Below are 20,757 nucleotides of genomic sequence, written 5' to 3'. Positions count from 1 at the left end.
ATCAGGGGCAAGCCCCCTCGGTGGTTCTGAACAATCGTTCGCGAGACAGGACGCACGCCACAGCTGGAGAAATGGCCAGCCTCATCCCGGTTTTTACTCGTCGAACCCGATAGTGGATTCGGCGGTGCCAAGATGTCCTCAAGGGCACTAGCCCCCACGAACGAAGGAGCCGTCCCATGTCCAAAAGGGTCTACTCACCCGACGAGCAGATCGATCGGCTGCGGATCTATAACGTTGTTGCCGGAAGTCTGCACCTGCTCCAAGCCGCCGGATTTGCGGTGATTCTCACCATGCTGAGCTCGCAAGTTCTGTTCGCCGTGACGGCGGACTACCTGGCTGGCCCTCCCGGAGTTCCGATTCCACCGGAACGGGTCACGCTCTTCGAAGTGAACATCGGTGTCGGCGTCGTCGCATTCTTGACCCTCAGCGCCTTCTTCCACTTCCTCATCTCAAGTCCCTGGTTCTTTGCGCGCTACAAGAATGGGTTGCAGAACAACCACAACTACTTTCGATGGGTCGAGTACTCCCTCAGCTCGTCGATCATGATCTGGCTGATCCTGGCAATCAACGGGGCCACCGACATCGGTGCGTTGTTCGCCGTTTTCGCCGTCAATGCGGCCATGATCCTGTTCGGTGCACTGCAGGAGAAATACGAACAGCCCGGCTCGGGCGGGCTGCTGCCCTTCATCTTCGGGTCGATGGTCGGCATCGTGCCGTGGATCCTGATTCTGATCTACTTCCTGCGTCCAGGCAGCGTCAGTGACGTCGCGGCCCCCGGCTTCGTCGTCGGCATCGTGATTTCGCTGTTCCTGTTTTTCAATACCTTCGCTGTTAACCAGTGGCTGCAGTACAAGCAGGTCGGCAAATGGAAAAGTTATCTGCAGGGCGAACGCACCTACATCACCTTGAGCCTGGTGGCGAAGACCGCGCTGGCCTGGCAAGTCTTCTCGGGTGCCATTATCCCGGCGATCGCTAGCTAGGGGCCCTGCCCAACGAGGGATCCACGTCACTCATCGGAGCGATCCTTTGCGCTACCGACAGGCACTCGTCCACTGCGGCGGAAGACCGGCTCGGCCGCGGCAAGTTCCTCGTCGGTGGCGATCCGGAACACCCCTGCCGCCTCGGTATGCACTTCGCGTCGACCTTGACCACGGGTGGCGCGGAGGCTGGCCACGATGGACACCGTGATGATGGTCACGACCACTGCCAGGCTCATCGTGGTCGGGATGTAGAAGACATCCAGGAGCAGCATCTTGATACCCACCCAAATCAGAACGAACGCCAGTCCGATCTTGAGGTAAATGAACCGATGGATCAGGTCCGCGAGCAAAAAGTACATGGCCCGAAGGCCCAGGATGGCAAACGCGTTCGCGGTGAAGACCAGGAACGGTTCGCTCGTGACGGCGAAGATAGCCGGGATCGAGTCAACGGCGAAAATGATGTCCGTGATTTCCACCAGCACCAGCACGGCCAGCAGCGGGGTCGCCACCAGAATTCCTGCCTTGCGGATCACGAACTTCTGCCCGTGGTATGCGTCGGTCATCGGCACGAACCGACGAAACACCTTGAGGATACGGGATTTCTCGGGGTGGACGTGGTCGTTACGGGAGTGGAACATCCGCCACCCGGTGTAGATCAGGAACGCGGCGAATACGTACAGGATCCAGGAGAAGTTCTCGATCAGCGCGGCGCCGGCGGCGATGAAAATCCCGCGGAAGATCAGGGCGCCCAGGACGCCGAGGAACAGCACTCGGTGCTGGTACTCGCGCGGGACCGCAAAAGCGGCGAAGATAATCGCCCAGACGAACACGTTGTCCACCGCGAGGGATTTCTCAATCAGGTAGCCAGCAAAGTACTGCTGCCCGAATTCCGCCCCCCACAGCATCCACACCAGCACGCCGAACGCGACACCGAGAGTCACCCACACGATCGACCAGACGGCGGCTTCCCGCACACCGATCACGTGAGCTTTGCGGTGGGCGACCAGATCGACGGCGAGCATCAGCAGGATCACACCCAGAACAGCGAACCACGCCCACAGGGGGACAGTCATGACAAAGACCTCCACGAAATTTTCGTGAAGGTCTTATCTACCGTGCGGCCCTGCGCACCGGAACCCGCGGCGGGAACGTATTGACGATGCGAAGCGAGGATTACTCCCCTTCTGTAGTCATTCAACAGGAGAGTGTGCTTCACGTCAACCGGGCAAGCAGAGGAATGTTTGAGCGAAGCAAGGAAGATGCTGGTGTGAGGCGCTACCCGCGGGTGTCGCGGACGATGAACGCGGAGGCATGAACGCCAACTCATCGTCGAACGCCTCAATGCCGGCATCGTCGTAGCACGCTCTACGACATCATCGAGGGGTAGACACATCCATCTGCGATCTCGCAGGTGAGAGACGATGCCGGGACGAAGCATCGGGCATGCAGATTCGCCGCGCCGATTACGTGAGCCGCGAGAACGTGAGCCGAGCGGTGCCAACAAATGGCCATCGCTTGGATGCTATCCGAAGAAGGATCGCGGTCCGATGGCTGGCCGTCAATCACCATGATGTCGGTGAATGGTGGGCAAACATAACAGTCGCGACCTCTCATTTTCCCAGAGGCGGCTCAGCGAGCGATGGCCGCGACTACCTGGGCTGCACGGATGGGCGTGCGTTCGACGAACCGCGCGACGATGTCGGTCTGCAAATGCGACGGCAACGACGACGCAGCAGCGGCGATCAGTTGCGGCAGGGAATCCGCGACCGCGCTCGCCCAGTCAGTAACCAGTACACGGCTGAGGCCGGCTTCACGGGCGACGGAGCCCCACTCGAACCAGGATTGCTGACCAGCGGGATAGTCCGCAGCAATGCGCATCGAGAGGTTCGTGTTGCGGAAGGCCGAGTCGGTCCGGGGGGGCGTCCGTCATCTGCTCGCCCGGCATACGGGATGAAGCTGCTCACGTCGTACAACGGAGTGAGGTCGACACCGTCAAGGCCGATGAAGACGGAATAGTTCTTGGAGTGGGCGTCGGTATTCAAAACCATCCAGGAAAACACGAGGGCTTGGACGAATGTCAGCTTCGAGGCGGCTTTGCGTTCGTCCGGCACGTGCGCATCAAGGAGACGCAGCACGTCCCTGTACGTGGGGCCGCCGCGGTTCTCGTACTTCTGTAGTCGGGTGACACCCGTAGCCTGGGCGAGATCCTCCTGATGAACGCGGAAGATAGTCGGGACTTCGCCCGGGCTAGCACCAGCATCGACAGCCAGCCGGTCGAAGCGTTCGACGACGAGGGAGTGCTCGCCGTCGAACATGCCGAGTTCCACAGTGGCAGTGTTGATCTCGGCCATCCGGGCGACTGTCATGGTGATGAACTCGACAAGCTCGCCCTCTTTCTGGCCACGTACCCGGGGCTTGAAAATGTGGGTGGTCGGGTGGCTGCCAGTCGGCTCGTACCAGCCCCGCCCGGCGTTGCCGAGCGAGAACTTTCCCTGGGCGCCGCTGAGCGAGAAATAGCCGGTATCCCGATCTGGATCTTGCCAGCTGGTGTCGTCTTCTCGGATCGCGCGGATTCGCGCAGCGATCTCGGCATCGCTGATCGGTTCACTGGTGCTAGTGCTGCTCTGGTTTGGATCACTGCCCGGGTCGGCGAATTGGATGGCTCCGGCCACGTCGGTGCCATATGCGCGCAGCAGCTCGAACGGCTCAGCTGTGGCCAGCCCTGCCCGGACAGCCCACCGCTCACGAACGTCGGCGTTGTCGGGGAGCAGGTTGTCGAGGAACGACGTGAGCGTCGCTCCCGTGAGCGGCGCAGCTCCAACCGGCAGCGACAGACTGACCGGCATCGTGTTTGGGTCGTCCAGCCACGCTGCGTTGTAGGTGAGGCGGTACTGCAAGGGGGCAAGCATCTCGAGCTCGGCTACGTGGGCGCCGTAAAGATACACGTCGAGGCTAGACATTGTCGGGGTCTGGCGTCGTGTTGGTGTGCGTATTTGGAATCGTGTTCGCGGCGGCACGACGCTGCGTAAGTTTCAGGCTTGCCTCGAGGATGCGTCGACGCCCTGCTGCCAACCCTTCGGGATCGACGCTGGCTGTGCGAGCAAATCCGCCCGTGGAGTCTTCGCGCATCTGAAGACTCGCGCCGACCGTATCCGAGGCGATCAGCGACTGCCGCCAGATGCCTTCACCGACAACCTTCGGCGCGCTGTCGAGCCGCGGCGGCCGGATCTCGAGGTTTAGTTCTAAGACGTCGAGGACCGCGGGCAGGCGGGCGGTGCCGGTGTCGTTCTTGCCCTTCTCCAGGCGCGATATCCACTGCCTGGTGGTGCCGGTCTGCTCGGCAACGTCGGTCTGCGAAAGACTGAGTTCGGCTCGGCGCAGGCGGATGAGCTCGCCAAGCTCGACCAGGTCATTGATGAGCATATCGACCTCAGTGAAACAAAGGCGTTCCGTACCTTATGAATGGGATGCAGTTGTTCCATAGCGCTAAGAAACTCAGCAATGGAACAGCAAGGTTCCAGAACTTCTGGAGGCCGTCATGTTCTTAAAGACACTGGTCAGCGAGCGTTCGAGCTGTAGTGTGTGGCGACATGAAACGGAGGGTTCGCCGCTCTGCGCGGAATGGACGACGAAATCGACGGCCGGGTCACTGACCGCGACAATGTCCCTGTGTCACGCCGCATCACGGTGTCTCACGGTGTCTCACGGTGTCTCACGGTGTCTCACGGTGTCTCACGGTGTCTCACGGCCATCATGGCAACTAACGAACGGGCGTAGCGACTACCCAATCCGGGCGCACTCATCTCGAGGACCCGTTGAGCCGCACGTCGGGCACCGTGTGGGCAAACGGCCATTTGGGCAAAACGAAACCCCCTACTTCCCAGTCAAACACTAGGATTTAGGGGGTTTTTCGTGGCGGTACCGGTGGGATTTGAACCCACGGTGGAGTCTCCCCCACACGACTTTTCGAGAGTCGCACCTTCGGCCGCTCGGACACGGTACCGCCGTTGATTCTAGTAGAGACTGAGGTTCGACGCGAATCGGCAAACATGCAGCAGACACACGGATGCCGCGGAGTACCCTCAGCCGGTGACCTCACCGACCCACGCATCCGCTCTGCCATCGCTACCGGAGCCGCCGTTTTTGCCGGCGGCGTCGTGCTGGCCACGACCTTGTGGCGCCGCGACCTGGAACAGCAGAAGGCCATTCTCAACGAGACCCTGCCGGTGCACTCGGCCTGGTGGCGCGACCACGCGAAGCAGTCAGGCGAGCTGCTCTACGTCGCGATCGGCGACAGTGCCGCCCAGGGAATCGGGGCGTCGAGTCCAAGCAAGAGCTACGTCGGCGTGCTCGCCGATCATGTGCGCCTGGCGACCGGCCAGACGGTACGCGTTGTGAATCTCAGCGTCTCCGGCGCGACCGTGGCATTGGCAGTGCGCGACCAGCTTCCCCGCTTCGCCAGGCTGGAGGCCGACCTGGTCACGGTCGCGATCGGCGCCAACGATATCGCCGCGTGGAACCCGGCGGCGTTTGAAGCCGGTATCCGAACCGTGTTCGCCGCACTGCCGCCGCACACCCTCGTCGCCGACCTGCCCTGCTTTCACCTGCCGCACAACGAGGTCAAAGTCGCCGTGGCCAACAAGATCATCCGCCGCGTTGCCGCCGAGCACGAGCTGACCGTGGTTCCGCTGCACGCAACGACGAAGCGGGCCGGCTTTCGCAGCATTCTGACCCACGTAGCCGGGGATCTGTTCCACCCCAACGACCGCGGCTACCGCTCCTGGGCCGAGGCGTTCCTACCGGCGATCAGCGCCGATGTCGCCCACCGGTTCTCGGCGGTCAATCAGGTGTCGGAGGACGCCGACTAGCGCCGGAACCGCGCGCAGAGTCGACTGTCGGTGGCCCCGGCTAGGCTCGAAATATGGCAAAATCCGTCTCCTCTTTCCGCTGCTCCGAATGCGGCTGGACCACCCTGAAATGGGCGGGCCGCTGCGGCGAATGCCAGCAGTGGGGCACCGTCGTCGATGCCGGCCAGACCGCTGGCATCACCCGCAAGCTCAAGGCCGTCACGCTCGTCGGCGATGGTATCGCCCGGCCCATCACCCACGTTGAAACGGATGCCGCCGCTCACTGGCCGACCGGAATCAACGAGTTCGACCGGGTGCTCGGCGGCGGCATCGTGCCCGGCTCGGTAATTCTGCTCAGCGGTGAGCCCGGCGTCGGCAAGTCCACGCTGCTGCTCGAGGTCGCGTCGAAGGCCGCCGCCGCCAAGAGCCGCGTGCTCTATGTCAGCGCTGAGGAGTCGGTGAGTCAGGTGCGATTGCGGGCCGAACGCACCAACGCGCTCGAACCCGAGCTCTATATCGCGGCCGAAACTGACCTCGGCGTGATCCTCGGGCAGATCGACGCTGTGAAGCCCGACCTCATCATCATCGACTCGGTGCAGACGGTGTCGAGTGCGCTCTCCGACGGCTCGCCGGGCATGCCCAGCCAGGTGCGGGAGGTTGCATCCACTCTCATTCGCGTGGCCAAAGATCGCAACCTGCCGGTGCTGCTCGTCGGCCACGTCACCAAGGACGGCTCGATTGCGGGCCCGCGGGTGCTGGAGCACCTGGTCGACGTGGTCTGCCAGTTCGAGGGCGACCGGCAGACCTCGCTGCGGTTCATTCGCGCGCTCAAGAACCGATTCGGGCCCACCGACGAGGTCGGCTGCTTCGAGATGACCGGCGACGGCATCGCCGAGGTGCCCGACCCGAGCGGGCTGTTCCTAAGCCGGGCCACTGAACCGGTCGACGGCACCTGCGTCACCGTCGCCCTCGAAGGCCGGCGGGCAATGCCGGTCGAGGTGCAGGCTCTCGTCACCGACACCCAGGCACCGAACCCGCGCCGCGTCACGAGCGGTGTGGACGCAGCCCGTGTGGCCATGTTGCTCGCGGTGCTGCAGGAGCGCGCCGGCATGAAGCTCTCCGCCAAAGATGTCTACGTGTCGACGGTCGGCGGAATCCGTCTGACCGAACCGGCCGCCGACCTCGCGATTGCGCTGGCCATCGCGTCGGCCTTCACCGGGCTGGCCGTGGCCCACAACGTGGTCGCCTTCGGTGAGATCAGCCTGGCCGGGGAGGTGCGCGGAGCGCTGATGTCGAAGCAGCGCGTGAACGAGGCCGTGCGCCTCGGGTTCACCACCCAGATCGACGCCGCCTGCGGGTCGATCCACGCGGCGGTTGCTCTCGCGCTCGGAACCAGCCGCAGCCCCCGCGACGCCGAACTCGATCGGGCGTTCTAGACTCCATCACTACCCCGCCCCACATTCGGCCGTAGCTGAGCGCTTTCCCGAAAAAAGGATGCAGGCTCGGCGCACTGACCGGCGCGCCGAGCCTGCGCCTGGACCCGGCGATCTATCGGGCAGTTGCTCGAAGCTGCCCGGGCGAGGACTCAGCCGGCGTCGCTCTGGCCAAGTTCGGGGCTCAGCGCCTTGAGCAGATCGGCGGGAGCTGCCTGCATCACGTTCGGCCCGGCGATGTCGAAGAACACCATCTCCAGGGTCGCGGCGTGCACGGTGAGAAATTCCCGCAGCCACTGCCCGTCGCAGACCATGACCTGCGGGTTCAGGTCGTCGGGTACCACGCGCACGTAGTTTTCGGCGGCCGAGAAGAGCAGCAGCATCCGCTTGTCGGAGCCTTCGCGGCCGAAGACCCGCACCTGCGCCGCCTCCCCGTTGACGACGAGTTGCGGCACAATCATGTAATCGTTGCGCAGCGCATAGGCGACGGCGACGACGTCTTGCGCCGCCAGAGCGGCGGCGAGCGCCTCGGAACGGGTGTTGGCAGTCGTATCGGTCACCCATTCATTCAATCAGGCGCAGCCGTACACGCCCAGCTGGCAGCGCATGCCACGAGCGAACGCGCGCTCGAGCCGAGGCCCCAGCGAGCCGACCACCTGTCCCGCCCCAGCCCCAGGCCCCGGCCAGCCCGGCCTCCGTGAGGGGTCGCAAATCGCTCTAGAACGGCCCCGGAAGAACAGTATGCGAGCCCTCACCCACGCACTCGCCCCAGTTCAACGGGAAATAGTGTTCGGTACCACCGCACCGGGCGGGGCGTCAGATTGAGCAGCCAGCCCTAGTTCAGAATCATCAACGCCGGGTCGGCCGCTTCGATACCGTCCACGGTCACGTGCAGGTAGTACGACGCCCCGCCGGCCGGAACTGCGGTGCGGGACTCGGTCTGGCAGGTGTCAACGGCCGAACGGGTGCGATCCCAGCTGATCGGGGTTGCGAGCGGCATGACCACGCCGGGCTTGAGCGTCACCTCGGCGTCGATCGGGTTGGTCTGACAGTCGGTCGAGGTCCAGTAGACGTCTTCACCACTCATCACGGTGAACACCTGCTGCTTGTTGCCGGCGTTGATCACGCAGTCCGTGGTGCCGATGTTGGTCAGGCTCAGCGACAGCTGCGGCAGCACGTCGGCCGCATAATTCGTGGCGTCGGTGATGGCCGCAACCTGCACCGCTGCCGGGTCGCAGGCCGAGCCATCGACGGCGGTGGCCGTCTCGGGAATGACGGTGGCGGCATCCGTCGGCGTGGCCGACTCGGTCGGGGCGGCCGGCTTTTTCGGGGAGTCTGCGTCGCCCTTGCTCACCCCCGGTTGCACGATGATGAGAAAGAGGATCACCAGCACGGCAAGCACGCCGAGCCCCACTACGAAACGCCGGCGCCGGTACACCTTGCTGGACTGGCGGCCGACCGGTTGCTTGATCGTCGACATGCCCCAAGGTTATTGATGTTCGACGCCAGAAGGCGGTAATGGCGTGCGTGTCGGCAGCAATTGCCGCCGGAACAGGCCGGGGCCCGCCCGCAACCGAAACGGTGCGAGCGGGCCCCGGCCCACAAACCATGGCTTAGCGGCGCCCTGGTTTCGGCGGCTTCGGTGCCTTCTTGGCGTGGTCGACCCTGACGTCGGTCCAGCCGATTACGTCACCGTCAGCGTTCTGCGCGGACACGCTGTACTTGCCGTGCTTGAGGCCGTCAGCGAGTGTGACGCTCACCGTGCCCTCTGCGCTGACGAGCAACCAGCCGCCGAGGTTGGCGGCCTTCTTCTTGTCGTAGGCCCACACCGACACGTACTCGCCGGCGTGCGAGGCACCAACCTCGACAGCGACCGTGTCACCGGCCCGATAGGAGTTCCGGTCGGTATCGATCGCGTTCCGCAGCTTTTTGGTGAGATCCTTCGCTGGGGCTGCGGTCGGCGCATCTCCCGGTTCGGTGCTCACGGTTACCGCAACGGCGAGGCGCACGATCGTGCCCGATTCAACCGCGGTCATCTCGAGGACACTGCTCGCGACGGCATCGGCCGGCACCGTGACGGTGACGATGGCTGCGCCCGTCGAATCAACGGATGCCGTACCGACGTCGGTGCCCGACCAGCTCAGCGTGAGCTGGGTGTTTTTCGGGGCGCCGAGCGAGGTGAGGTTGAGGCTGCCGACCGTGAAGGTGATCGTGTCACCCGGGCTGACCGCGGCCGTGGGGGCGCCGGTGATCGAAGCCTGGCTGGCTTTGAACGACGGGGACAGCGGGCTGTTGGCCTGAATGTAGGAGATCCAGGCGTCGCGGTCGACGAGACCCGAGTCGCGGGTATCCGTTCCGTTCGTGAACTCTCGGAAGTTGTCGCCACCGGTGAGCAGAAAGTTGAACGAACCGATGCGGTAGGACTGCGCCGGGTCGATCTGGGCACCGTCGATCCAGATGCCCGTGATGCGGCTTCCGGCATCTCGTGACGCGTCGAAGGCGTAGTTCACGTTGTCGCTCAAGCCGAGTTGCAGGAACGGCCGGCTCGGGATTGTGCCATCGGCGTTGGTCTGCCACTGCTGCTCGAGAACGGTCTTGAACTGTGCGCCGGTCAGGCTCGTCGTCCAGAGGTTGTTCAGGAACGGCAGCACCGCGTTCGCCTCGGCGTAGGTCACCACGCCGTCAGGAGACAGCGAGAGGTCGGCACGCATTCCACCGGGGTTGACGACGCCGATCTCGGCACCGCCGATGGTGGGGTCGGCCAGCGACGCGCGCAGCGAGTTGGCCACGAGCGTCCCCAGAGTGGATGGCGCCATCCGGTTTTCGGCGCACGGCGCGACTCCACCGAGGCACGCCCGGGTGATGTCGGCGGTGACCGAACCCACGGGCACGTTGCCCTGGATCGCGGCCTCGGCCAACGCGGCGTTGGTGATGGCCTGAACCTCGGCGACGCGCGGGTACGCGGCCACGAGGTCGGCATCGGCAACGGTCGAGCGGGCCACGTTGCGGTTCTTCACCGTGGTCGTGTCACCGGAGGCCACGTCATAGCTGAGCACAACCTGGCCGATGTTCTCGCCGTAGCTGCCCGTCTGCAGCACCGGGCGCGTGGCGCCATCGGCCGCGCCGGGAACCGGGGCGTCCCAGGCGTACTGCTTGTGCGTGTGACCGGTGAAGATCGCGTCGACCTCGGCCGAGGTGTCATTCACGATGCACGCGAAGGCCCCGCCGGCGGCGAGTTCCTGCTCGAGCGTGGCGCCATCCGGAATTCCGGCGCCGGCACCCTCGTGGTACTCGGCGATCAGGACATCCGCTTCGCCGTTGGCGGGGTCGCCGTCGGTGAGCTGCGCGGCAACGCGGTTGACTGCGGCAACAGGGTCCCCGAAGCTGAGGCTCGCGATACCGTTCGGCGAGACGAGGGAGGGGGTCTCTTCCGTCACCGCGCCGATAACGCCAACCATCACGCCGGCAACATCGATGAGGGCGTATTCCTGCATCGCGGGCGTTTCCGTGCCCGCGTTGTAGACGTTGGCTCCGAGGTAGTCGAAGTTGGCAGCATCGGCCACTCGTGCCCCGAGGTCAGCGAAGCCCTGATCGAACTCGTGGTTGCCCACGCCAGAGGCGGCCAGATCGAGGGCGTTCAGCACGTCGATCGTCGGCTGATCGTTCTGCGATGCCGATGCGAACAGCGAGGCACCGATATTGTCGCCGTTCGAGAGGAACAGCGAATTCGCGTCGCCGTACTCGGCCCGCAGTTGATCGATGGTTCCCGCGAACTTGACGGTGTTGGCGTCGATGCGTCCGTGGAAGTCATTGATGTTCAGCAGGTTGAGCTCCACCGAGGTGGGCGTGGCGAGGTTGAGTCCGAGCACGACCGGGTCATGATCGGAGGAGCGGTACGCGTCGGCAACGTAGAAGTCGGTCACGTTGTTGTTGTACCGGCTGTACTCGAGGGCCACCGATTCAACGGAGTTGATGTTCCAAATGTCGACGTCGTTGACCGTGGCATCCGCTTCTGGCGAAGCGAACACGTGGTCGAGCGAGCCGACCGTGCCACCGAAGGCATAGCTGTATTCGCCGGTCTTGGCGCCCTGGTTAATGTACCCGGCGTCGGTGATCACCCGGATCGGGTCTTCCAGGTCGTAGGCGTTGAAATCGCCCGTGAGGAACACCCGGTCGATACCGGTGCTGGCCGTGAGATCGTCGGCGAAGGCCACGAGGGCCGTGGCCTGGTTCACCCGGGAAGCGTTCGAGGCACCCTGGCCGTCTTTCATGTCGGCGTCGACCCCGGTTCCGGAGCCCTTCGACTTGAAGTGGTTGACGATGGCAAGGAACGAGCTGTTTGTGTCGCCGACCAGCTGGAACGCCTGGGCGAGCGGCTGGCGGGCATTGCTGAATGCGGCGGAACCGGTGAGAATTTTGGACCCACCCATGGTTTCGACCGTACCGACCTTGTAGATGAAAGCGGTGCGGATGACGTCTTCGTTGGCGGGGAGCTCGGTGGGCGAGGCCGCGAAGGCCCAGGCCGTGCTGCCGACCGCTGCGTTCAGCGCGTTCACCAGGTTGGCGAGGGCGTCGTCGCGGTCCTTGCCGAAGGCTGCCGAGTTCTCGATCTCCTCGAGCGAGACAACGTCGGCGTCGAGGGCGTTGATGGCCGCGACGATCTTCGCCTGCTGGCGTTCGAAGTTGACAGTGTTTGCGGCGCCGCGGGCGTCGCATCCGCTGCGCACGGTTATCGGGTTCCCGGCCCGGTCGCTGTAGTACGAGCAGCCGACGAGGGAATCACCGACGGTGGAGAAGTAGTTCAAGACGTTGAAGCTTGCCAGACGGATGTCCCCTCCCACGTCTTCGGGAGCCTCCGTGCGGGTATTGGCGAACGTGGCCGGCTGGACCGTGGCGGCGTTTGCCGCGGTGAGCGCCGTGGTGGGCTGGAATTTCCACGCGGAGTTGCGGTAGTCCAAGATCACGGGCGTGGTGAAGGTCACGGCCGCACCGATCCGCAGCGGGTCAGCGACGGTGAGGTACGGAACCGGGGTTCCCTGGTTGGTGCTGGAGAGGTAGTTCGTGCTCGCACCGTCGTCGAGGGTCACGGCGCGTGCGGCGTTGGCCGCGATGGCCGCCGTGTACTCGGCCGAGCCGGGCAGTGCCGTCACGGTCGGGTTCACCAGCGGCGTCGTTCCGGCGGCGAGGCCGATCTCGGCGAACTGGTTGGTTGTGTAGTTGTTGGTGACGGTGTAATCACCCTGGGGCGCGATGAGCATGCCCTCGAGGGTTTCCCGCTGCGCCTCGCTGGTCGGCAGGGACACCGTGACCGGTGTCGGCAGGGCTACGTCGGTGCCCGCGAGCTGGGTGACATCGTCAACGGTACTGAAGGTGATTTCGGTCAGGCCGAAGAACTCCACGACGGTGCCGACGACCTGCACGTGGTCGCCGATCTTCACGTCGGCGGTGGCCGAGTTGGAGTACGCGAAGACGCCGTGCGAAGCGGTGTGGCTGGCGAAGTCGATATCGCCGCCGGTCCCTGCGGTCTGCAGGTAGAAGCCGTTGAAGCCGCCGGTCGGGTAGGCGGCAGTGACGACGCCGGACGTCTTGACGACCGTTCCGGCCAGCGGGCTCGTATCGGTCGTTCCCTGGATCGCGTTGATCGCGGTGAGCTCGGCGGGCACCGGGGTTGGGTCGGGGTCTGGTTCTGGGTCGACCGGGCTGCCGGTCTCGCCCGCCGTGTTTGTCGGCGTTGGCGCGGCCGAGCTGAAGTCGGCGGCGTTGACATCGGTGTCAATGAAGTTCGTGCGGTTCACCGAGGTGGTGACGGATGCGTTGGCTGCAGCCGTTCCCTCGTAGGTGTTCGAGCTGCCGTAACCGATCAGGTCGAGAATCTCGGGCTGCCCGGTGAGCGAGCCGATGGCGGGCGCAGACAGCGCCGCGGACTGGTTGGCGAAGAAGATCGTGCCGGAGCCGGCGGCAAAGGAGATGCCGGAGGCGGCATCCGCTTCTGGGAGCGACGCGCCATTTGTCGCGTTCGAGCCGCCCTGTACGAGGTAGTAACCTCCGGCGGCGATGGTTCCGGTCAAAGCGAGGACCGAGGTCGGATTCGACGTCGAGCCCGACGCGCGATACTGAATCGACGTGCCGTCGAGCGAGACGTCGGCGTTGGTCGGGTTGTACAGCTCGACGAACTTGTTCAGGTAGGTCGCACCCGAGCTGCCCCCGTTCAGGTAGGCCTCGTTGATGACGACTCCGGTGCCGGCGGTGTTGGCGCTGGCCGGTATGGCAATGATCGGAGCGGCCGCGAGGCTTACCCCCAGAAGTGTGGCGAAAACCAGCCTCGAACGGCTGCGAACGGCGGATGACATGGATCTCCTCATTCATTGAACGATGGTCGTCTCATTGCACCCAGGGTCTTGCTCCCCGTGGAGTGGTTCCGGCCGGTGCAATAGTTCGCAGCCTAGTGACGGGCCGTGTCCGGGGGGTGAACTCCGCTCATTTTGCTCGTATGCGCAGCTGAAATCGGCGCCACGCAGCACAGATAGCCGCGATCGAGCCGGTCACGCAGAATTCCGCCGGTTCAGGAACGAGTCAGGCGCTTCACCATGCGGGTGTTGCCGAGCGTGTTCGGCTTCACCCGTGCCAGGTCGAGAAACTCCGCGACGCCCTCATCGGGAGACCGCACGAGCTCGGCGTAGATGGCCGGATCCACGGTTTCGGTACCCATGTCGCTGAAGCCGTTGCGGGTGAAGAAGCCCACCTCGAAGGTCAGGCAGAACAGTCGGCTCAAGCCGAGGTCGCGGGCATCCGCTTCGAGGCGTTGCATCATGGTGTAGCCGACGCCGTGGCCGAGCCAGTTCGCGTCGACGGCGAGGGTGCGCACCTCGCCGAGGTCTTCCCACATGACGTGCAGGGCGCCGCAGCCGATCAGCTTCCCTGAGGAGTCAACGGCCACCCGAAATTCCTGCACCGCCTCGTAGAACACGACCCGGTCCTTGCCGAGCAGGATGCGCTGCTGCACGAGCGGTTCGACCAGCGCTTCGATGCCGGGAACGTCACTCGTGCGGGCGCGGCGCACCGAATACTCCAGTTCGGGTTGTTCCGGTGCCCTCTGCTGCAATACGGTCACGCCTATCGGCCCCTCTCGTGGCTAAATCAGGATCAAACCACCAGTCTAGGGATCGTGCTGCGGGATTCCGCCGCCGCAGCCGCCCGCCGCCCCCGTCCTTTCTGAATTGGCCCCCACTTTTCGCCCCCACCAGAACGGATGCGCCGCCCAGCCACCCCCGGAAAGACGCGGAAGTTGGCGGGAGGCCACAGAAATTGCAGGAGTTATGCGCGCCAGCCGGTACTGGGGGCACGGAAAAGGCCCGGCAGACGAATCTGCCGGGCCTTCTGCCGCTGTGCTAGCGCGGGGTGAAACTTAGTCGCTCGTGATCGCCAGGTCGGGGGTGGCCGGACCGGTGCCGACGGCAGCTGCGGTGTTCACTCCGACGCCGACCGATTCTGCCCGGGTCGTCGTGGTGAAGACGAGCTTGCCCTCGACGAAGTCCACGTGCACGTGGTCTCCGGCGTTGAGCTCGCCCTGAAGGATCTTCTCCGACAGGCGGTCCTCCACCTCGCGCTGGATGGCGCGGCGCAGCGGACGAGCACCGAGCGTCGGGTCGAATCCGACCTCGATCAGGTGTTCCTTGGCCGCAAGGGTGACCTCGACGGTCATGTCGCGGTCGAGCAGACGCACGCCGAGACGTTTGATGAACAGGTCGACGATCTGCAGCAGCTCGGGCTTGGTCAGCTGCGGGAACACGATGATCTCGTCCACGCGGTTGAGGAACTCGGGCTTGAAGTGCTTCTTCAGCTCGTCCTTGACCTTGCCGGCCATGCGCTCGTACCCGGTGGTGGTGTCGCCTTCCAGCTGGAAGCCGACCGGTCCGCCCGAGATGTCCTTGGTGCCGAGGTTGGTAGTCATGATGATGACGGTGTTCTTGAAGTCGACGACGCGACCCTGACCATCCGTCAACCGGCCCTCTTCCAGAATCTGGAGCAGGGAGTTGAAGATGTCGGGGTGGGCCTTTTCGATCTCGTCGAACAGCACCACGGAGAACGGCTTGCGCCGCACCTTCTCGGTGAGCTGGCCGCCCTCTTCGAAGCCGACGAATCCGGGAGGCGCACCGAACAGGCGTGACACGGTGTGCTTCTCGCCGTACTCACTCATATCGAGCGAGATCATGGCGGCCTCGTCGTCGAACAAGAACTCGGCGAGCGCCTTGGCGAGCTCGGTCTTGCCGACACCGGTGGGACCGGCGAAGACGAAGGATCCGGAGGGACGCTTCGGGTCCTTCAGGCCGGCCCGGGTACGACGGATGGTCTTGGCGAGCGCCGAGATGGCCTCTTCCTGACCGATGACGCGCTGGTGCAGTGCCTTTTCCATGAAGACGAGCCGCGAGGACTCTTCCTCGGTGAGCTTGAACACCGGAATGCCGGTGGCCTGGGCCAGAACCTCGGCGATCAGGCCTTCGTCGACCACCGCGGTGGTCTTGACGTCGCCGGACTTCCACTTCTTCTCTAGGCGCAGACGCTCGCCGAGGAGGTTCTTCTCCTCGTCGCGCAGGCCGGCGGCCTTTTCGAAGTCCTGCTCCTCAATGGCGAGTTCCTTGGCGGCACGAACCACGGCGATTTTCTCGTCGAATTCGCGCAGCTCCGGCGGGCTCGACAGGATCGACAGGCGCAGGCGAGCGCCGGCCTCGTCGATCAGGTCGATGGCCTTGTCGGGCAGGAACCGGTCGGAGACGTAGCGGTCGGCGAGGTTCGCCGCGGCCACGAGGGCACCGTCGGTGATGGACACCTTGTGGTGCGCTTCGTAGCGGTCGCGCAGTCCCTTGAGGATGTTAATGGTGTGCGGCAGCGACGGCTCGTTCACCTGAATGGACTGGAAGCGTCGCTCGAGCGCGGCATCCTTCTCGAAGTGCTTACGGTACTCGTCGAGGGTGGTCGCACCGATGGTCTGCAACTCACCACGGGCCAGCAACGGCTTGAGAATGGATGCGGCATCGATGGCACCCTCGGCGGCACCCGCACCAACCAGGGTGTGGATCTCGTCGATGAAGACGATAATGTCGCCGCGGGTGCGGATCTCCTTGGTGACCTTTTTCAGGCGCTCTTCGAAGTCACCGCGGTAGCGGCTGCCGGCGATGAGCGAGCCGAGGTCGAGCGAGTAGAGCTGCTTGTCCTTGAGCGTCTCGGGCACATCGCCCTTGACGATCGCCTGGGCGAGCCCCTCGACGACGGCGGTCTTGCCGACGCCGGGCTCACCGATCAGCACAGGGTTGTTCTTGGTGCGACGCGAGAGGATCTGCATGACCCGCTCGATTTCTTTCTCGCGCCCGATGACCGGGTCGAGTTTGTTGTCGCGGGCCATCTGGGTGAGGTTGCGGCCGAACTGGTCGAGCACCTGGCTGCCGGCCGTGTTGGCCGCCTGCTCGTTGGCGCCGACCGCGACCTGCTCCTTGCCCTGGTAACCGGAGAGGAGCTGGATGACCTGCTGGCGCACGCGGTTGAGGTCGGCGCCGAGCTTGACGAGAACCTGGGCGGCGACGCCCTCGCCCTCGCGGATGAGGCCGAGCAGGATGTGCTCCGTGCCGATGTAGTTGTGGCCGAGCTGCAGCGCTTCGCGCAGGCTCAGCTCGAGAACCTTCTTCGCCCGCGGCGTGAAGGGAATGTGGCCGGTGGGCTGCTGCTGCCCCTGGCCAATGATGTCTTGTACCTGCTCGCGCACGGCATCCAGCGAGATGCCGAGGCTCTCCAGAGCCTTCGCGGCGACGCCTTCACCCTCGTGAATCAGCCCGAGCAGAATGTGCTCGGTGCCGATGTAGTTGTGGTTGAGCATCTTGGCCTCTTCCTGGGCCAAAACGACGACGCGACGAGCTCGGTCGGTAAATCTCTCAAACATATGATCGCTCCCTTGGCGCCAGGGCAGTTGGTGCCGTTACATCGAGAATAACCAGCCTGCGCCGCCCGCGGGCGTTTGTTCGCCGTAGGCGTGATAAGCACAGCGTGACGGATGCTGCGCGCTGGGCCCGCGCGCAGCATCCGCTTGACCGGGCGCTACTGCACGGCGGAAGTGAGCCGGGCGAGGTTGTCGAGGATGGTAGAGCGCAGCGGCTGCTTGCGCCACTCCTCGAGGGTCAACTCGCGACTGTTCAAACGGTTCTCATCCTCCATCGCCCGGAGGTTGCGCACGAACGACCGGCCGCGCACCATGAGCGAGACCTCCATATTGAGGCTGAAGGAGCGCTGGTCCATATTGCTCGAGCCGACGACGGCGACCTCATCGTCGATCGTGAAGTGCTTGGCGTGCAGAATGTACGGCGCGTTGTACATGTAGATGTGCACGCCGGCGGTCAGCAGTTCCTCATAGTACGAGCGCTGGGCGTGATAGACCACGGCCTGGTCGCCGATCTCCGAGACGAACAGCTCAACGCGAAGCCCTCGCTGCACGGCGGTCGTGATGGCGTACATGATCGATTCGTCCGGCACGAAGTACGGGCTCGTGATGATGATGCGGTCCTGCGCGTAGTAGAGCAACGCGAGAAACAGGCGCAGGTTGTTCTCACCCTTGAACCCCGGGCCGCTCGGCACGACCTGGCAGTCGAGGGCATCGGTCACCGGCCGAGGGTGCACCGGCTCAATGTCACGGGTGAGCAGCTCATTGGTCTCGCTGTACCAGTCGGTGATGAAGATGGCGTTGAGCCCCGACACGATCGGGCCTTCCAGCCGGGTCATGAAGTCTTTCCACTTCAGGCCCCGACGAATGTTCTTGCGCATGTTGTAGGTGCGGTCGATGATGTTCTGCGATCCCATGAAGCCGACCAGGCCGTCGACGATGAGCAGCTTGCGGTGGTTGCGCAGGTCGGGTCGCTGCCACTTACCCTTGAACGGCTGCACCGGAAGCATGAGTTCCCAGTCGATACCGGCATCCGTCAGCCGTTTCTTGGTCTGGCGAAAACCCGGCTTGCGCATTGACTGGATGTGGTCCATCAGCACGCGCACGCTGACCCCGCGCCGGTGCGCCCGCTCGAGGGCGTCGAAGAACGGCGCGGTGGTGTGGTCGAGCGAGAGAATGTAGAACTCGACGTGCACGTATTTCTTGGCCAGGTCGATGTCGGCAATCATCGTGTCGAACGACAGCTGATAGTCGTTGATCAGGCTCGCGGTGTTGTCGCCGACGAGCGGCATCGCCCCGAGGTTGCGGTTGAGTTCAACGACCGATTCTAGCCAGCTGGGCCACGGGTGGTCGCGGCGCACCAGCTCCATCCCCTCGGTGCTGCCCTGGATGAACTGGTTGATCTCATCCTGCATCAATCGGCGCTTCTTCGGCAGGGTGCGGTAGCCGATCAGCAGAAAGAGCAGCACGCCGAGGTACGGGATGAAGAAAATGGTCAGCAACCAGGCCATGCCCGACATCGGGCGGCGGTTGCGAGGGACCACGATGATGGCCACGACGCGAACGGAAAAGTCGATGATCAGGGCCAGCAGAACGGTGATGGTCAGGCCGTCGATGCCGAACATTGGTACTTAGGTGGTCGGTTTGTCGAGACCGAGCCGGGCGCGTTCTTCGGCTTCGATTTGGGCGTACACCTTACGTTCGGTGCGATCGGCGCGCAGGATTGAGCGCATCAGCATCCAGAAGATGAGGCCAAGCGCAATGGTGGGCACGACCGAAAAGAGCGCGTTACCCCAGAAGTTCTCAATCACACCCCCCAGACTACGCGTAAAGGCTGGCGAAGCCCCTACTTGGTCAGGATGCCGTAGATTCCGCTGCCGAGAAAATACACGCCGACGCCGCTGACGATCACCCAGATCGCGATGCGGTTCATCGACGGCGGTTTGCGCCCGCCCTTGTCGGGCTCTAATTCGTCTTTGGGGAGATAGCTCATGAGTACCTACTAACTACTTGACCAGCGGGAAGAGGATTGTCTCGCGAATGCCGAGGCCGGTCAGGGCCATCAGCATACGGTCGATACCCATGCCCATGCCACCGGTTGGCGGCATGCCGTATTCGAGAGCGCGGAGGAATTCTTCGTCGAGGCGCATCGCCTCCGGGTCTCCCCCGGCGGCCAGGCTGGCCTGCTCGATGAAGCGTTCCCGCTGCACCACCGGGTCGACGAGCTCGGAGTAGCCGGTGGCCAGTTCGAAGCCGCGCACGTACAGGTCCCACTTCTCGACCACGCCGGCCACCGAGCGGTGGCCGCGCACGAGCGGGCTCGTGTCGATGGGAAAGTCCATCACGAAGGTCGGGCGCACCAGGTCGCCCTTAACGAAGTGCTCCCAGAGCTCTTCGACATATTTGCCGTGAATCGGGTGGTCGATCTCGATGCCTTCGCGATCGGCGATCGCGACGAGGTCGGCGAGCGGCGTCTCGGGCGTGATCGTGATACCGGCCGCCGTGGACAGGCTGTCGTACATGCCGATGCGGTCCCAGTCGCCGCCGAGGTCGAACAGGGTACCGTCGGCCCAGGTGACCACGTATGATCCGGCAATCGCGAACGCGGCATCCTGAATCAGCTTCTGGGTGAGGTCGGCGATGGAGTTGTAATCGCCGTACGCCTCATAGGCCTCGAGCATCGCGAACTCGGGCGAGTGGGTGGAGTCGGCGCCCTCATTGCGAAAGTTGCGGTTGATCTCGTAGACCCGGTCGATGCCGCCGACCACGGCCCGCTTCAAAAACAGTTCCGGCGCGATGCGCAGAAACAGTTCGGTGTCGAAGGCGTTGCTGTGGGTCTGAAATGGGCGAGCGGATGCCCCACCGTGCATGACCTGCAGCATCGGGGTCTCGATCTCGATGAACTCGAGGTCGGTGAACGTCTTGCGCAGGCTCGCGACGGCCTTCGAACGGGACAGCACGTTGGTGCGGGCCTGCTCGCGGCTGATCAGGTCGAGGTAGCGGCTGCGCACCCGCGTTTCTTCGCTGAGCTCGGAGTGCAGGTTCGGCAGTGGCAGCAGCGCCTTCGCGGCGACCTGCCAATCGGTGACCATGATCGACAGTTCGCCGCGGCGGCTGGAGATGACCTCGCCGGTAACGAACAGGTGGTCACCGAGGTCGACCAGGTCTTTCCAGGCGGCGAGTGACTCGTCCCCGACGGCGGCGAGCGAAACCATGGCCTGAATGCGGGTGCCGTCGCCCGACTGCAGGCTGGCGAAGCACAGCTTGCCGGTATTGCGCAGGTGCACGATGCGGCCGGCCAGGCCGACGATGACGCCGGTGACGGCATCCGCTTCGAGCGTGCCGAATTCGGCGCGCACGGCCGGAATGGTGTGGGTCACCGGAACCGACACCGGGTACGCGCCGCCGGCCGGGCTGGCGGCCGCCGCGTTCAGGCGGTCGCGTTTGCCGAGGCGCACGGCCTTCTGCTCGTTCATTTCCGCGTCGGAGAAGCCCTCGTCGTCGGTCGAGATGGGCGGGGTGTTCTGGCTCATACGGTTCTCCGTTGGTGCTGTCAGTTCAGAAATAAAGCG

15 protein-coding genes and 1 tRNA gene are annotated in these 20,757 nt (G+C 64.2%); 3 read left to right on the top strand and 13 right to left on the bottom strand.

Translation table 11 applies throughout. The features are described 5' to 3' along the window. Positions 1-176: 176 nt before the first annotated feature. Positions 177-980 (top strand): heliorhodopsin HeR, encoded by an 804-nt coding sequence (gene heR / locus E3T46_RS12880; RefSeq protein WP_134578849.1) that lies wholly within the window; start codon positions 177-179, stop codon positions 978-980. Positions 981-1,006: 26 nt separating this feature from the next. On the opposite strand, the gene E3T46_RS12875 is transcribed toward heR, so the two are convergent. From E3T46_RS12875 to E3T46_RS12860, 4 genes are all read right to left on the bottom strand, one after another. Next, positions 1,007-2,053 (bottom strand): TerC family protein, encoded by a 1,047-nt coding sequence (locus E3T46_RS12875; RefSeq protein ID WP_134578891.1) that lies wholly within the window; start codon positions 2,051-2,053, stop codon positions 1,007-1,009. A gap of 669 nt (positions 2,054-2,722) precedes the next feature. Further along, positions 2,723-3,940 carry a HipA domain-containing protein gene (locus E3T46_RS12870; RefSeq protein WP_134578848.1) on the bottom strand — a complete coding sequence of 406 codons (1,218 nt, stop codon included), beginning with the start codon at positions 3,938-3,940 and terminating at the stop codon, positions 2,723-2,725. After that, positions 3,933-4,403: a helix-turn-helix domain-containing protein gene (locus E3T46_RS12865; protein ID WP_134578847.1), complete on the bottom strand. Its 471-nt coding sequence runs from the start codon at positions 4,401-4,403 to the stop codon at positions 3,933-3,935. Before E3T46_RS12865 ends, E3T46_RS12870 begins: the two co-directional genes overlap by 8 nt. Positions 4,404-4,893: 490 nt before the next feature. Then, a tRNA-Ser gene (locus tag E3T46_RS12860) sits at positions 4,894-4,983 on the bottom strand. 46 nt (positions 4,984-5,029) lie between these two features. On the opposite strand from E3T46_RS12860, the gene E3T46_RS12855 reads away from it, so the two are divergent. Next, positions 5,030-5,848, top strand: a complete 819-nt coding sequence (locus E3T46_RS12855; RefSeq protein ID WP_134578846.1) for an SGNH/GDSL hydrolase family protein — start codon at positions 5,030-5,032, stop codon at positions 5,846-5,848. Positions 5,849-5,901: 53 nt separating this feature from the next. After that, positions 5,902-7,263 carry a DNA repair protein RadA gene (radA, locus tag E3T46_RS12850; protein ID WP_134443658.1) on the top strand — a complete coding sequence of 454 codons (1,362 nt, stop codon included), beginning with the start codon at positions 5,902-5,904 and terminating at the stop codon, positions 7,261-7,263. A gap of 149 nt (positions 7,264-7,412) precedes the next feature. Here radA and E3T46_RS12845 read toward each other — a convergent pair whose 3' ends face one another. The 9 genes from E3T46_RS12845 to lysS all read right to left on the bottom strand — a co-directional run bounded on the left by E3T46_RS12845 (position 7,413) and on the right by lysS (position 20,718). Continuing rightward, on the bottom strand, positions 7,413-7,820 hold the full coding sequence (locus E3T46_RS12845) for a dehydrogenase (RefSeq protein ID WP_134443659.1): 408 nt from the start codon (positions 7,818-7,820) through the stop codon (positions 7,413-7,415). Positions 7,821-8,095: 275 nt separating this feature from the next. Further along, complete coding sequence (locus E3T46_RS12840) at positions 8,096-8,740, bottom strand: hypothetical protein (protein WP_134578844.1); 645 nt, start codon at positions 8,738-8,740, stop codon at positions 8,096-8,098. Between the two features lie 133 nt (positions 8,741-8,873). Then, complete coding sequence (locus tag E3T46_RS12835) at positions 8,874-13,610, bottom strand: ExeM/NucH family extracellular endonuclease (protein ID WP_134578843.1); 4,737 nt, start codon at positions 13,608-13,610, stop codon at positions 8,874-8,876. A 212-nt stretch (positions 13,611-13,822) separates the two neighbouring features. After that, the gene (locus E3T46_RS12830) at positions 13,823-14,371 is read right to left on the bottom strand and encodes an amino-acid N-acetyltransferase (protein WP_241978742.1); all 549 of its coding nucleotides are present in this window, start codon (positions 14,369-14,371) and stop codon (positions 13,823-13,825) included. Positions 14,372-14,665: 294 nt separating this feature from the next. Further along, entirely contained in the window at positions 14,666-17,191 is a 2,526-nt protein-coding gene (locus E3T46_RS12825) for an ATP-dependent Clp protease ATP-binding subunit (protein WP_134578842.1), read from the bottom strand. Positions 17,192-17,346: 155 nt separating this feature from the next. Continuing rightward, a complete protein-coding gene (gene cls / locus E3T46_RS12820) occupies positions 17,347-18,810 on the bottom strand; it encodes a cardiolipin synthase (protein WP_134578841.1) in 1,464 nt (487 codons plus the stop codon). A gap of 6 nt (positions 18,811-18,816) precedes the next feature. Then, the gene (locus E3T46_RS12815) at positions 18,817-18,996 is read right to left on the bottom strand and encodes a hypothetical protein (RefSeq protein ID WP_092451794.1); all 180 of its coding nucleotides are present in this window, start codon (positions 18,994-18,996) and stop codon (positions 18,817-18,819) included. A gap of 35 nt (positions 18,997-19,031) precedes the next feature. After that, positions 19,032-19,178 (bottom strand): hypothetical protein, encoded by a 147-nt coding sequence (locus E3T46_RS18035; protein ID WP_166789492.1) that lies wholly within the window; start codon positions 19,176-19,178, stop codon positions 19,032-19,034. A gap of 13 nt (positions 19,179-19,191) precedes the next feature. Beyond that, positions 19,192-20,718 carry a lysine--tRNA ligase gene (lysS, locus tag E3T46_RS12810; protein ID WP_134578840.1) on the bottom strand — a complete coding sequence of 509 codons (1,527 nt, stop codon included), beginning with the start codon at positions 20,716-20,718 and terminating at the stop codon, positions 19,192-19,194. Positions 20,719-20,757: the final 39 nt, after the last annotated feature.

The sequence above is a fragment of the Cryobacterium sp. Hh11 genome (assembly GCF_004404045.1).
Taxonomy (GTDB): Bacteria; Actinomycetota; Actinomycetes; order Actinomycetales; family Microbacteriaceae; genus Cryobacterium; species Cryobacterium levicorallinum.
Note: the sequence above shows the minus strand (reverse complement) of the source record. Positions and strands in the feature narration are given on the sequence as shown.